Annotated in this window: 13 protein-coding genes; 1 reads left to right on the top strand and 12 read right to left on the bottom strand. The window is 59.9% G+C overall.

What is annotated here, in order from left to right:
• Nucleotides 1-6: 6 nt before the first annotated feature.
• The 3 genes from F6A13_RS11280 to F6A13_RS11290 are packed head-to-tail and all read right to left on the bottom strand — an operon-like array spanning nucleotide 7 to nucleotide 3,743.
• Nucleotides 7-2,502 (bottom strand): nitric oxide reductase activation protein NorD, encoded by a 2,496-nt coding sequence (locus F6A13_RS11280; RefSeq protein ID WP_113526496.1) that lies wholly within the window; start codon nucleotides 2,500-2,502, stop codon nucleotides 7-9.
• 9 nt (nucleotides 2,503-2,511) lie between these two features.
• Nucleotides 2,512-3,342: a CbbQ/NirQ/NorQ/GpvN family protein gene (locus F6A13_RS11285; RefSeq protein ID WP_126604314.1), complete on the bottom strand. Its 831-nt coding sequence runs from the start codon at nucleotides 3,340-3,342 to the stop codon at nucleotides 2,512-2,514.
• The gene (locus F6A13_RS11290; RefSeq protein ID WP_225981810.1) at nucleotides 3,339-3,743 is read right to left on the bottom strand and encodes a hypothetical protein; all 405 of its coding nucleotides are present in this window, start codon (nucleotides 3,741-3,743) and stop codon (nucleotides 3,339-3,341) included. The genes F6A13_RS11285 and F6A13_RS11290 overlap by 4 nt, the downstream gene beginning before the upstream one ends.
• Nucleotides 3,744-3,866: 123 nt before the next feature.
• Here F6A13_RS11290 and F6A13_RS11295 point away from each other — a divergent pair, with 123 nt between their 5' ends.
• Complete coding sequence (locus F6A13_RS11295; protein WP_113526493.1) at nucleotides 3,867-4,190, top strand: hypothetical protein; 324 nt, start codon at nucleotides 3,867-3,869, stop codon at nucleotides 4,188-4,190.
• 58 nt (nucleotides 4,191-4,248) lie between these two features.
• Here F6A13_RS11295 and F6A13_RS11300 read toward each other — a convergent pair whose 3' ends face one another.
• The 9 genes from F6A13_RS11300 to F6A13_RS11340 all read right to left on the bottom strand — a co-directional run bounded on the left by F6A13_RS11300 (nucleotide 4,249) and on the right by F6A13_RS11340 (nucleotide 12,720).
• Nucleotides 4,249-4,626: a hypothetical protein gene (locus tag F6A13_RS11300; RefSeq protein ID WP_113526614.1), complete on the bottom strand. Its 378-nt coding sequence runs from the start codon at nucleotides 4,624-4,626 to the stop codon at nucleotides 4,249-4,251.
• Between the two features lie 52 nt (nucleotides 4,627-4,678).
• Complete coding sequence (locus F6A13_RS11305) at nucleotides 4,679-5,686, bottom strand: biotin/lipoate A/B protein ligase family protein (RefSeq protein ID WP_172959319.1); 1,008 nt, start codon at nucleotides 5,684-5,686, stop codon at nucleotides 4,679-4,681.
• A 4-nt stretch (nucleotides 5,687-5,690) separates the two neighbouring features.
• Nucleotides 5,691-6,104, bottom strand: coding sequence for a hypothetical protein (locus F6A13_RS11310; protein ID WP_113526492.1), 414 nt, complete (start codon nucleotides 6,102-6,104; stop codon nucleotides 5,691-5,693).
• A gap of 127 nt (nucleotides 6,105-6,231) precedes the next feature.
• Nucleotides 6,232-7,521, bottom strand: a complete 1,290-nt coding sequence (locus F6A13_RS11315; RefSeq protein WP_113526491.1) for an OmpP1/FadL family transporter — start codon at nucleotides 7,519-7,521, stop codon at nucleotides 6,232-6,234.
• Nucleotides 7,522-7,735: 214 nt separating this feature from the next.
• Nucleotides 7,736-8,872 (bottom strand): radical SAM protein, encoded by a 1,137-nt coding sequence (locus F6A13_RS11320; protein ID WP_113526490.1) that lies wholly within the window; start codon nucleotides 8,870-8,872, stop codon nucleotides 7,736-7,738.
• Nucleotides 8,873-8,896: 24 nt separating this feature from the next.
• On the bottom strand, nucleotides 8,897-9,958 hold the full coding sequence (locus F6A13_RS11325; protein ID WP_113526489.1) for an NAD(P)/FAD-dependent oxidoreductase: 1,062 nt from the start codon (nucleotides 9,956-9,958) through the stop codon (nucleotides 8,897-8,899).
• Complete coding sequence (locus F6A13_RS11330; RefSeq protein ID WP_113526488.1) at nucleotides 9,955-11,025, bottom strand: biotin/lipoate A/B protein ligase family protein; 1,071 nt, start codon at nucleotides 11,023-11,025, stop codon at nucleotides 9,955-9,957. Before F6A13_RS11330 ends, F6A13_RS11325 begins: the two co-directional genes overlap by 4 nt.
• 48 nt (nucleotides 11,026-11,073) lie before the next feature.
• Nucleotides 11,074-12,195: a radical SAM protein gene (locus F6A13_RS11335; protein WP_113526487.1), complete on the bottom strand. Its 1,122-nt coding sequence runs from the start codon at nucleotides 12,193-12,195 to the stop codon at nucleotides 11,074-11,076.
• Between the two features lie 84 nt (nucleotides 12,196-12,279).
• Nucleotides 12,280-12,720 (bottom strand): glycine cleavage system protein H, encoded by a 441-nt coding sequence (locus F6A13_RS11340; protein ID WP_225981811.1) that lies wholly within the window; start codon nucleotides 12,718-12,720, stop codon nucleotides 12,280-12,282.
• Nucleotides 12,721-12,768 lie beyond the last annotated feature (48 nt).

Raw genomic sequence — 12,768 nt, forward strand, 5'->3', positions numbered from 1 at the left:
CGCCCGTCACACGCTGTGGCCGCGCAGGCGCAGATAAATCTCGGGCAGACGTACCGGCAGACTGTCGAGATGGGGCAGCACGAGATAGTGCCCCGGCCCGAAGACCAGCGGCAGATATTCGCCACCACGCGGGTCCAGACTGATACAAAAGGCGTGAATACCCAAGTCTTGCGCCTCCTTCACCGCCATGCGCGTATCCTCCTGCAAATAGCGGGGGTCACCACCGTCATCATAATCGGCGGGACGCCCATCCGACAGAATCAGGAGCAGACGCCGCCGTGCAGGACTCCGCAGCATCAGCCGCGAGCTGTGGCGGATAGCCGCCCCCATGCGTGTCGCCAGCCGCCCGGACAGTCCGCCGAGCAGGGCCCGTGCCCGCATATCAAACCTGTCCGCAAAGCGCTTGATGGGATAGAGCAAGACTTCGTCATGATATTTGCTGGCGAAACCATAGAGTGCAAAGGGATCGCCTACCTCCACCAGCGCCTCACCAAAGAGGAGCATGGCTGCGCGCAGACGGTCCACCACCCGCACTCCGGAATCTCCCGCCTCTGCCATGATGGAGGTGGAGAGATCGGCAAGGAGCAGGACTGCGGTATCCCGTTGCTGCGGGCGTCTTTGCTGGTAGATGCTGGCTTTCGGCGAGCGTCCGGCACGCCGCTCCACCATAAATTGGACCGCAGCCTCCAGATCCGGCTCGTCGCCCTCGTACTGACGGCGGCGCGGTGCCATCCGGGTCGGTTTCTGTGCCTGCAAGGCCTGCTTCAGACGGCGCAGGGTACCATCATATGCGGTGGTGATTTCCATTGCCTTGGCTTCGTCATACTCGCGCAGACTACGCTCATGGACCCGCGCCCAGTCTTCCTTATAGCTTTGATGACGGTAATCCCATTCGCGATAGGCCCAACCGCCCCTGGGCCCTTTGACTCCCCGGCCATGGCCCGTCACCTTCGCGGGCATGGGAATACCCACCCCGACCCGCCCGCCGGTACCCTGAATATCCTCTGGGGGAATATCCATATCCGGGTCATTCCCTTCGGCCTGCTGCGGAGACTCCCGGGGTTTTTCTTCGTGACCTGCGGCACCCAGCCCACCGCCGCCGTCCATTTCCGGCGCATCACTGTCGTGTTTCCGGCGCGGATACACCGGCCGTGCGGCGTTGGGCGAATGGCCGGGCAGATAGGCGCTGGCGCGCTCCGCCAAGGTCAGCGGCGGCAGATCCGTGTTCGCATACCACGTCAATGCCGCACGAAAGGCATCCACTATGCTGGCCTGAGGCGTGGTCAGAGCAGCGAGTCCGGCAGACAAACGACCAGCGCGCGCGTCTTCCAGCAGTCGCAGCGCCTCCTCAAAGTAATATCTGGCGGGTCCTTCCGGCAGATGGTGGCCACGCGCCGCCCGTACCACCCGCGCCAGATAACCGGGCATTTCCCGCTCCAGCGCCGCATCCACCCGCAAATCTTCGCAGAGGTCGAAAATGAGCTGGAAGCGGATCATATCCTCCCCAAAGCGCGCGAAGAGCGGCCGCCAGGTTATGCGCTGGTCGGGATCCAGGGGTGGATGCGCCATACCGATTTCCGCAAAGAGGGCGCGGATGGCATCCTGCTCGTAACTGTCGAAGGCCAGATGCGCGCCAGTGTGGTAGAAGGCCAGCAAGGCCTCTTCCCGGTCGGGCATCACTGCCGGTACAAAAAGGCTGCGCCCGTCGGTCTCGAGAAAGCTGCGCCCGCCCTCCAGGCTCCAGCTCCCCTCCTCCAGGGGCAGATGCAGCCCGGTCCAGGCCTGGAGCAACCATCCGAAGAGCCGCTTATGGGCCCCCATATGAAAGCCGGGCAGGACTTCCAGCAGAAAGCCGCGCGCCTCATCGCTCTCCAGTCGGAACCATGCCTCACCACGCACCCGCCCCGCCGCCAGCACATCCGCGCCACGCTGCGCCCACTCCGCCACGCCATCCAGACCACAGATGCCGCGCACCTGGATGGCGCCCTCCAGATACGTCCCCAAACCCAGACGGCCCCTGGCCAGGGTGTCGGCGGGTGCCAACAGCGCCCGCAGCCCCTCCGTACCCGCGTTGCCAAAGAGAATGGCTGCAGGCACCCGGAAATAGGACGCCGCGCTGTCCACATGCCGGTCGATCCACGTCGCGCCCAAATCGAACCAGAGCGCCTCGCCATCTGCACCCCAGCTCCGGCGCACTACTCCGGCCTGTTCAAAGAAACCCACCGCCGCCCGAAAAGTGCCACGCTGGCTCAGAAAGTGGCGGGCCTGATCCAGCCAAGGGTCCAGCCCGCCAAAGGCCTGCGTCAGATCAGCCGTCGCATGGAAAAACGCCTTGCCTGCCTCCCGGTCATAAAAAAACAGGTCACGGCCGGTCTCCAGATAGCGCAAGGCGGCCGTCTCACCTAGCGATGTGACGGCGGGCAAGGCCGCCCGCGCATCCCGACCGGCCACGAAACTGATGGCCGCCAGATGATCGAGGATATCCTCCGTCGCCGCCGACATGGCCGTTCCTTAGCCCTGTTCCGGGAAGAAGGTCCGGAAAATCTCCAGCAGCGCCTCGGCCAATTCCGGATCGTCCGTCTGCGGATGGATGATCGCCACGACACAGGCCTCCAGCGCGTCCAGACCCGCCACCATCAATGCCCCCGCATAGATCAGCGCCCGGGTCGAGGTGACTTCCTGCAACCCCTGCTCCTTCAGATTCCGTGCCTTGCCCGCCGCCGCCACCAGTGCCTTCGCCCTGCCCTCATCCACGCCCGCCTCTTTCATCACGATACGGGTTTCCACATCGGCCGGCGGATAATGGAAGTTCATGCCGACGAATCGCTGTTTGGTCGACGGCTTGAGGTCCTTCAACACCGTCTGATAGCCGGGATTATAAGAAATCACCAGCATGAAATCGCGGTGCGCCGTGATCTCGATGCCGAGCTTCTCGATGGGCAGATGACGGCGATGGTCGGTCAGCGGATGGATGACGACCGTCGTATCGGTACGTGCTTCGACGATCTCGTCCAGGTAGCAGATGGCCCCCTCCCGCACCGCCCTGGTCAGCGGACCGTCCTGCCAGACCGTTTCGTTGCCTTCGATCAGAAAGCGGCCGATCAGGTCCGAACTGGTCAGATCCTCATGGCAGGCCACGGTCACCAGCGGCCGCTTCAGGCGCCACGCCATGTGCTCCAGAAAGCGGGTCTTGCCACAACCCGTCGGCCCCTTGAGCATGACCGGCAGGCGCCGGTCCCACGCCGCCAGGAACACCCTAACCTCATTTGCCACCGGCTGATAAAAAGGCTCATCGAGGAGCAGGCGCAAGCCGTTACTCTCTGCCATTTTTGCCTCACTCATATATCGTCCCCGTTGTTTTGCTCGACATGACTGCGCAGATAAAGGCAGATATGGCGCAGGGTATGGATCACCATGCGCTCCGGTTGTGCGGGCAGCGCGTCGGCACGCCCTGCCTTCAGGCAATTCTGGTAAAAAACCAATTCACGACAATTATCGCGGATGGTATTCCAGTGAGGGGCGCCCTTCACCAGCGCCTTCCACAATTCCAGCAAATCCGCATCATGGGCATAAGGCTTGTGCTCCGCAGCCAGCATGATGCGCAACATGGCGGATGCCTCCGCCACCCCCGCCGCCACCAGTTCCGGCAAGGACATCCCCGCAGCCTGCTGCCTCGCCAGGGCGTCAATGCGCCCCTGCGCCCCGTCTAATGCGCTTATCAACCCGTTTGGCTCTGTCATCATCACTCCTGCAGGATTTTTCGGTCGCGCCCCGCTACCACTCCGGGCGGTTTTCGTCTAGGATAAAAGAGTTTTAACTGCATGCATGTACAATTCATTTTATAGCGTGATTAAGAAGGGGCTATCATGAGCACGAATCTGATCAAAATGGTCAAACTCAACAACCTGCAATACAATGCCAACCGCGATCCGCAGGTTTATCGCCGTGTCGCCGGTCATCCTTTCCGGATTCAGGCCATGCTCGAAGGCAAGGGGACGGCAAAGGTCAGCGTCATCTGCGAAGGCAAGACCATGAAGGAAACCAGCATCGAACTGCCCGGTATTTTCTCCTACGAAATCACCTTCAAGGACGCCGGCATCCGTATCGCCACCCTGAGCGTCAGCGTTGACGGTCAGAGTGAAAGCCGCGACCTGATGCTCGGCACCGAAGCCCACGCCAAAGTAGGCTGACACTACACAGCAGACCATCCCCATCGGCGCTTCGGCCGATGGGCCGTCTACCTACCCATCACCAGCCAAACTGGGCAAAAAATTCCGGCAGACGCTGCAAACCCGTATCCCGGTCAAAAAAGCGGTCCGCCCGTGCCGAACGCGCCGCATCCCGCCGCTCCTGACTTCCACCCAGACAGAATATCGCAATATTCAACTGGTATTCCCGCCGCAAGGTATCGATCAATTCAATGGGGTCCTCGATCCTGGAATCATCCAGACTGAGCAGCATGAAACGATGCAGCAGCACTTCCTGCCAATCGCCGAGGCCATCCAGATCCGTAGCTTCCGTCATTCCCCAGCCTTCGGGCGTCGCCGCCACCACGGCCGCGCGTAATTCGGGATCACCCGCCATAAGAATAAAGCGCTTGCGCATCCGGTCACTGATACTCGGCACCAGGCCACCTCCCTTGCATGAATTCAGGATATCCGTAGCAGGCACGACGGACTCAATCCGTCCAGACCGCCGTCTCTGATAGTCTTTCGCCCCAGAGTGCGGCCCCGGCGCCGGCCATTTCCCGCAAGCGTTCGTCAAACCCCGCCGAACCGGGCTGCAGGCCAGTCAGCATACCCCCCTGCCCCGCCGACCAGGCAGAACCAGCGACGCGCCGAAAGGCGCCATTTTCCGTCCACACTCGCAGCCAGTGGCCATCAGGCCAGTGTCGTTCCGTCAGGAAAGCACCCGCCTTGAGCTTGATCCCGGCACGCACCCGACGACCGACCGCCTGCTCCCAGTCCACATCCTCCAGCTCCACCTGCGTCATGGCACATCTTTCAGCCTCTGTAGGGCTTGATACGACGACGTCCCAGCCTGCCGCACGGAGCAGCGCCGGGCAGGCATCCAGCACCACTTCCGGGCCCACCACGCGGCCCAGCAACCGCGACCAGCTACCCAAGCCCTCCTCCAGCGCCACCTTCAGCCATGTGCGAAAACCCGCCGAAGGGGCGGCCACGCAATCCGCAAAAGATGTCCACTGGGCGTCCAGGATAAAGCTGCCGCCCAGCACCAGATCATGCCCGATGGAAGCCGCCCCGGTGCCCCCGATCTTGCGTCCCCGGCACCAGAAGTCCTGCCCGCTCCGCGCCTCCACCTCCAGGCCAAAATGAGCGTGTACGGCAAGCACCCAGGGGGCAACCCGCGCAAACAACTCCGGCGCGCGGCGCACCCCCGCCGCGGCGGGGAAAATGAAGAAGTAGTTCAACTGGCCGGGGTCTACCCACACCACGCCACCCCCCAGGGGCCGCCGCAACACCGGGATGTCCAGCCGCTCGCAAGCCTGCCGGTCCAGTTCCGCGCCCGGCCCCTGGGCGGCGCCCAGACTCAGATGGGCGTCGGACTGTGCCAGCAGCAGAATGGGCATATCTTGCTCCCCCTGCGCCTCCGCCAGTCCGGCATAGGCACGATGCAGCGCCTCCGGACTGAGCTTTCCCAGATGGAGCAGACGAATGGACGCCACTTACTTATCCGTTCTGTGAAATTTCGCCCGGCGCTTCCTGATCTTTCGGCCGATAAAAGGATGAGAAATAGAAGTCGCGCTCATTGAGGGCCTGGTGCCAGCGCGCCCGCTCTTCCACGCCCGCCTGCATGATCCCAGCCATGGCCATGGACTGCTCGCTGTCGAGAATCAGGATGCCGTCCTGCAGGTCTTCATCCAGATCAATAAAATGTGCCGCCAATCCCTGGGGCTCCTGGATATGTACCAGGAAAGACTTGCAGGAGGCGTCTTCCGGGTCCAGCGGTGTCATCACCAGCCGCCCCAGATAAGCCATCCGCGCCAGTTGATTGAAACGGGGAATCTCCAGCTTCTTCCCCATCTTGTACTTCTTCAGCTCGTTTTTCAGGCTGCTCACATCGGTAATCGGTATCGGCTTCATGGCAATCCATAGCAATATAGTCAACTATATATTGACCCAAAAACCCCTCCCCATGCAAGGCGCCCACAAAAAAGGGAGACGGTTGCCCGTCTCCCTCATAACCCGAGGAGGGATGTATTCAGATATATCAGAAGTCGTAACCGACCTGAAGGCCGTAGGAGTTCTCGTACATAGTGGCACTGGCAGGCATAGGACCACCGAAGGGGGAAGAACCAGCCGGCCCCGTATTGGTGTTGGAGAACTCGTGCATGTAGGCCTCCGTCAGCTTCCAGCCCATGCCCAGCTTTTGCGTGGCGCCGAAGGTGATGGCATTCTGCACGATGGCCGGGAAGATCAGATTGGAGGCGATGGTGTTGTTGCTGATGGGATTGGAGCCCCAGGTATAACCGGCGCGCACCTGCAACCAGTTGTTCACGTCATACTGGGTGCCGAAGTTGGCCACCCACTGATTGCTCCAGTGCATGGGGAGCTGCACATAAGACGGGCCATTCCAGGGACCATAGATGGTAAAATCATTCATGGTCGCCCGCCAGTTGATCCATTGCCCTTCCACACTGATCAACCATTGAGGGATAGGCCGAATGGCCAAGCCCAAAGCAACCTGCTGTGGGTAATTTAAATGCCCACTATATTGACCAGCAGTGCCGGTAGCCCCTCCAGGGCCATTTTGTGTACCCGCCTGCCAGGTGAGAGGAGTGAACATGATGGGGGACTTGTAGGTCGCACCCAGGGTCACCATGTCATTTACTTTATATAATACGCCCAAGGTCGCGCCTACGCCGTAAGCCCAAGAAGGACTGGCCAGATTAAGCCCGCCTGTCACAGGAACAGCTGACGGATAAGGGGATGGAAGGCCAGTAGGGAAATATTCCGTAAAAGTCTGCTGAAAGGACGCCTGCTCCGCAGCAATATTCAGCGATGCGCCGACGGCGAGATGACTATTCACCTTCCACGCGACGGACGGCGCCATCTGCATGAAGGTAATGCTGCTAGAGGCCTGCGCATAACCTGCGGAACCTAAATTCTGCAGATAATTGACACCCAGACCAGAGGTGCCATAAACGCCGCCACCGAATACCCAGTTCTTGGCAAAGGCCGGGGCCACCCAGCCGATGGCCGGAACACCGTAGACATTGCTATGGCTGCCGATCTCGCCAAAACCCAGATTCGTCTTGCGGACCGGGTTGAAAATCTCCGCCGAGAACGCGGCCTGCGGCGTCATCAATGCCAACCCGGCCGGGTTGCTCATGGCTGCCGACAAGGGATCATCAGGAGCCGCCACCACGGCACCCGCCATGCCCACGGCGTACTGACCGATACCGATCAACTGATAACCATCCGTTGCCAACGCACTGGCCGACAGGCCCATCGCCAACGTCGCGCCAACTGCAATTCCTAAAATCCGTGATTTTTTCATGTAATTTCTCCGCCCCTGTTTGTATCGCTGATGACACGTTGATTGTGTCGGAACGGGAACAGTGTTGCAAGATATTGTATCCGTAAATTTTTTAATCGGTTTATCAAGCCGTAAAATATTGGTTTATTAGCAACAATAAATATTATGGGAATTTACTGTTGCGCGACTGTTGAAAAAAAAGGGGCCGAAGCCCCTTTTCCGCGCCTCGCCCGTCTTATCCGGGAAACTGCAAGTCCTGCAACCGCATCTGGCGACGCACGATTTCCACATCTTCCCTGTTCAGCGCAAAGGGGAAGGAGCGGATGTCCGAAGGAGAGGAATCCCCATAAGGCCGATTACAGGCGCTGACTTCTTCATCATCCTTTCCTGGGCAGCCGGAGGTCTGGAAGGGCTTGCCCGAGTCGATGATGTCTTCCAGCTCCGCCTGGGGATAACCGAAACCCAGTACGCGACCATACTGATCAAACTCCATATCCTCATAACGGCCACCCGCATAGTCAATCAGGAAGCGGCCCAACTGCACCCGGCGCCAATGGTCCTGGGGCACGGCGTCCCAATCTTCCATCATGGAGCCTTTCTCCGGGAAGAAGGCAAACATGTGGTTATGGCCACCCAGGTCTTTCATCTTCTGACAGACGGCGAGGATTTCCTGCTCGGTCTCGCCCATGCCGCAGATCAGATGCGCACCGAATTTTTCGGGGCCGTAAATTTCCGCCGCCCATTCGATGGTCTGCCAGTACTTGTCCCAGGAATGGGGGCTCTGCACCGTCTTGCCACGGGTACGCTCAAAGATTTCCGGCGTCACGGCATCCAGGGCGACAGTAAAGATATCCGCGCCCATCGCCTTGAGGTCGATGAGATCCTGCTTGTCCATAGTGGTCGGGTTGGAGAGAATGGAGGCGGGGATATGGGGCGCCACCTCCATCCAGCGCTTCAGCATGACTTGGGTATCATGGTCAGAATCCGGGTGGGTGATCATACTGATGCACATACGCTGAAACTGGCCCTTGTCGCCGTTCTTGGCGATACGTTCGAGCATTTCATCCACGCGCACCGTCGGCCAGTCCACCCGGATGAAGTTGCGGTCGGCGTAATCGCGGCTCTCTTCACGATGCCGGGCCAGACCGCAGTAGGTGCAGTTGGCACGACAGCCTTCCGGGTAGGTCATCAGCAGATTCAGACAATTCGTACAGGAGGTGCGATGCATCACCCCGGGGATCAGGCCCAGCGTAATCGCCGCTGCGGTGCTGAGCTGCACATATTCGGGCGACCGCATCGTCGGCGTTTTGACGAAATAATCCGGGCGATAAAAGTTCAAGGGCTGAGAATTTTCTTGCGCTACCGCACTCATAGGAGTTCCTCCTGTCATTCCGCCTCAGGCGGCGTAGTATTCATCAAAGGCGATCCAACCGGATCGCATCACCCTGTCTTCCTGGGCCGCAGGCTGTCGCCACACGGCTTCCAAAGATTTTCTCCGCTGCACGGCCCGCGCCAGGGCCGGACCAAACTGATCCTGCATATCCTCTGCGTAACTCTCTAACGCGTCCCCGCCGCCCGCCAGATAATCCGCAGCGGCCAATCCCGCGCCCTCCCCGCTGATCACCGCAGCGGGGATGCCCGCCCCGGTAATGGGATGGGTCAGCCCCGCCGCATCCCCGGCAAGCACCACGTTGCCATGCACCATCCGTCGAATGCCACCCACGGGAATCGCGCCACCAGTACGCCCGAGGACGGCTTCGCCGATGATGCCACGCGCTACCATCTGCCGATGCAACTGCTCCAGCGGCAATTTAAGATTATCCTCAAAACGCCGATCCGCACCCAATCCGAGATTCGCCACCGGCCCGCGGGGAAACAACCAGCCATAGCCTCCCGGAAAAGTATCCGAAAGAAAAATATCCGTATCCGCATAGGGACGCAACAACGGCACCGTATATTGACGGGTATAAACGACCTCTTGATGCGGCAAGCCCACGGCCTCCGCCACCAGGCTGTGTGGTCCGTCGGCGCCGATCAGCAGGCGGGGGCGCACGGTGAATGCTTCTCCGGTGCCGCGCCGCAGACGGGCCACTGCGCCATCCCAGGCGAGGAATTGGCAACGCATTTCCACCTGCGCGCCCGCCGCCTGCGCCAACTCCGCCAACCCCTGATCAAAACGTGCCCGGTCAATCATCATGCCGGGGAAGACACTGTGGTGCTGTAGCCCGGATGGCAGTACCGTCAACATCCCTTCTATGTCCTGCACCCGCGAACCCGTTTCATGTACGGTACGCAAGAGCGGCATGGGGACAAACTCGGCACATTGCACCGGAACACCGACCTCCGCACGGCGATCCACGCAGATCACCGCAAGGCCTTTGCCCGCAGCGGCACGCGCTGCCGCCGCGCCGGCCGGACCAGCACCAATCACCAGTACATCTATGGCTAAGGGATTCACGCGTCTTTTGCCGCCATCCGCACCACCGTCGCGAAATGCTCCGGCTGTAAGCCGAAACCATCGACGGACTGTTTCTCGAATAATCCCGCGATAATGCCGTCCACGTCATTCAGATGGACATTACGCAACGCCGCCTCCAGATCGACGATAGCGCGCCGCGGCTGCACAAAATAATCACCGCTGAAGTGAACCTGCCGCACTCGATTGCCATAGCTGTCCCAGAGCATTTCCGCTTGCAGCGTGCCACCGGGGGCGCGTAACGTCGCTTTACGCAACGGCAGTTCGTCGCGCGAACGGCGGTTGATGCCGAGCCACTCCGCGTCACGCACCTCCGCCAACGCCTCCGGCAACAGCGCGGCTACGGCATCCGGCAAGTCGCCCTGGACGAAAGACAGCCCCAAATGCGCGCGGAAACCATCCAGCAAGACCTTCTGTACCGCCGTCAACTCCGGCGCTTTACCCAACAAGGCTTTCAAGCTGGTCACCCGTTCCGCCACCGAAGAAATGGCATGGGCATCCAGCTTCTCCAGCGGCACGCGCAGTACGCGCAACATCCGCGGAATGTCCAGATCGACCAGCACCGTCCCCTGAAAGAGCAGTACATTGCCATCCATAATCCCGCCGGTACCCGAAATTTTCCGCCCTTCCACCTCGATGTCGTTGCGCGGGCGAAACCGTGCGCTCACCCCAAGAAGCGATAAGCCAGCCGCCGCCGCCTCACAGATTCTCCGCGACAGCGCGGCCATATCGCCCGGCGGCAACGCCTCCCGCCGACACACCAACTCCCAGCCTATCTGGGTGGGATCAAAAATCAGTGCACCGCCGCCGGTAAGGCGACGCTGCACGGCGATCCCCTGCTCACGACAGAACTCCAGGTTGAGTTCCTGCTCCGGTGATTGGTGATAACCGACCAGCGCGGATTCCTCAAAGCGCAGGAAACGGAAAATGCCGGGAATCTGTCCTTCGGACATTGCCAGGAGCAATGTCTTGTCCAAGGCCATATTTTCGTCGGCCGGGCGCAAGCCAGTATCGACCACGAGCCAGTCCTTGGCGTTATACATTGTCATAACGCATGCAACCGGACGAACGTGAGGCCCAGAAGAAACAATGCAGTCTCAGGCCGTAAACACAATCGGGATATCCCGCAGTTGTGTGCGACGTTTCGGCGCGGCGGGGACATAGTCCAAGGGCATAGTGGTCGTCTCGTCACCCAGTGCCAAGACTTCTTCACCGACAATCATGGAACAGCAGGAAGGTGTCACAAAGACATCCCGTTCCAGGTGCTTGGCGAGGGCCAGCATGCCATCAGAGGGGAAGGCCACCCCGTTCAGTCCCGCCATGACCGCATAGGTATCGGTGATGGAACGATGCACGCCGGAAGGCCGTGCGCAGCCCAGCAATACCGGTGTTTCCGGCAGCGCGGCCCGCGCATCCATAAAGAATTTACCAATTTCATCCGCCGCTGGCGTCACGAAAGGCCGACTCGAAGCGGCATATTGCGGCATGATCACCACCAGCACCAGGGCACTGGGCAGATGCCGCTGGATAATTTCGAGAGAGTTCCATTCGCCAAGCAATTCCCCGTAATGCAGCCCGATGACGATATGCGGCACCACTTTCATCTTGGTGGCCACCAAAGCTTCCAGCGCCGCCTCAAAATCATCCACCGAACGGCGCAAATGGTAAACCTGGTTGATGGTGTCCTGGGCACCGATCACATCCATCATGGCCACATCGACGCCCGCATCCTCCATCCCGCGCGCGAACTCGGGGGTGGCGATACCCGTATGCATAGCGATCTGTAAATTGGGATAGCGATCCTTGATCTTGCGCACCGTCGGAAAATAGGGTTCATAGTGGACCACGTTCTGATGGTCCGAACCTCCTGAAAGCAGCAGCCCACGGCCCCCATCCAGGACGATCCGGTCCACCAGACGATCCAGTTCTTCCGGCGCGCGAACCGGAATCATCGGCTCCAGAATCTTCGCCTTACAGTGGTCACACTGCAACTTGCAATCACCACCGGTGATGGAAATGGCCGGGAAGGCATTCTTCCCGCAGGCGGAAACTTCGGACGTTTCATGGTGCTTAAAAGAAGGCGTATAGAAATTGATACGACCCACCTGACTACCGGACAGGCCGGACCACCGTTCGCGCATAGAGTCCACCAGATCCACATTGAGGACCAGATCCTCCAAAGCCTCTACTTGCGCAACAGCGTTCAACCATGGGTTCATATGAATTTCCATCCTTTATACAGAGAGAAAGCCGGACGGCCGCGAAATGCGGCCGTCTTCCTGAATCATGACGGATTGCAGCAATCAGCAGCCGCCAAAACCATCAGCCGTCATCTTTGCTTCGAATGCCGCCAAAGCATCGGCACCCGTCTTCAGTTCACCGGCATCACCTGCAAAATCAGCGGGCGTCAGCTTGGCAATCCAGCCGCTTCCATAGGGATCCTTGTTGATGAGGCCCGGCTCTTTGGCCACATCGTCATTGCTCGACACCACCGTACCGCTGACGGGGCTCTTCAACGGGCCAACCCACTTGCCGGACTCCACCGTTGCTGCGGACTTGTCCTTCTTGATCTCCTTGCCAGCGCCCTTGGGTGTATAAGAAACGATCTGTCCAGCCAACGCACAGGCATAGGAGGTCATGCCGATGGTCACAGTGCCATCGTCTTCCTTGCGCAGCCACACGTTATTCTCGACGTTGTACAGCAGATCTTCGGGGATTTCACAGCCACGTACAGTTCCCATCATTTTCTCCTTTGGTTTGCATTTCCAGTAAACAGACCCCGCTGCCAAGCA

This window comes from Acidithiobacillus sp. 'AMD consortium' (genome assembly GCF_008926505.1).
Lineage (GTDB): Bacteria > Pseudomonadota > Gammaproteobacteria > Acidithiobacillales > Acidithiobacillaceae > Acidithiobacillus > Acidithiobacillus ferridurans.

Excerpts from the sequence above, each read along its gene's own strand:
- F6A13_RS11290 (WP_225981810.1), bottom strand. The coding sequence starts at position 3,743 with ATGATGACAGAGCCAAACGGGTTGATAAGCGCATTAGACGGGGCGCAG.
- F6A13_RS11330 (WP_113526488.1), bottom strand. The coding sequence starts at position 11,025 with ATGACAATGTATAACGCCAAGGACTGGCTCGTGGTCGATACTGGCTTG.
- F6A13_RS11320 (WP_113526490.1), bottom strand. The coding sequence starts at position 8,872 with ATGAGTGCGGTAGCGCAAGAAAATTCTCAGCCCTTGAACTTTTATCGC.
- F6A13_RS11315 (WP_113526491.1), bottom strand. The coding sequence starts at position 7,521 with ATGAAAAAATCACGGATTTTAGGAATTGCAGTTGGCGCGACGTTGGCG.
- F6A13_RS11285 (WP_126604314.1), bottom strand. The coding sequence starts at position 3,342 with ATGAGTGAGGCAAAAATGGCAGAGAGTAACGGCTTGCGCCTGCTCCTC.
- F6A13_RS11310 (WP_113526492.1), bottom strand. The coding sequence starts at position 6,104 with ATGAAGCCGATACCGATTACCGATGTGAGCAGCCTGAAAAACGAGCTG.
- F6A13_RS11295 (WP_113526493.1), top strand. The coding sequence starts at position 3,867 with ATGAGCACGAATCTGATCAAAATGGTCAAACTCAACAACCTGCAATAC.
- F6A13_RS11340 (WP_225981811.1), bottom strand. The coding sequence starts at position 12,720 with ATGATGGGAACTGTACGTGGCTGTGAAATCCCCGAAGATCTGCTGTAC.
- F6A13_RS11335 (WP_113526487.1), bottom strand. The coding sequence starts at position 12,195 with ATGAACCCATGGTTGAACGCTGTTGCGCAAGTAGAGGCTTTGGAGGAT.
- F6A13_RS11280 (WP_113526496.1), bottom strand. The coding sequence starts at position 2,502 with ATGTCGGCGGCGACGGAGGATATCCTCGATCATCTGGCGGCCATCAGT.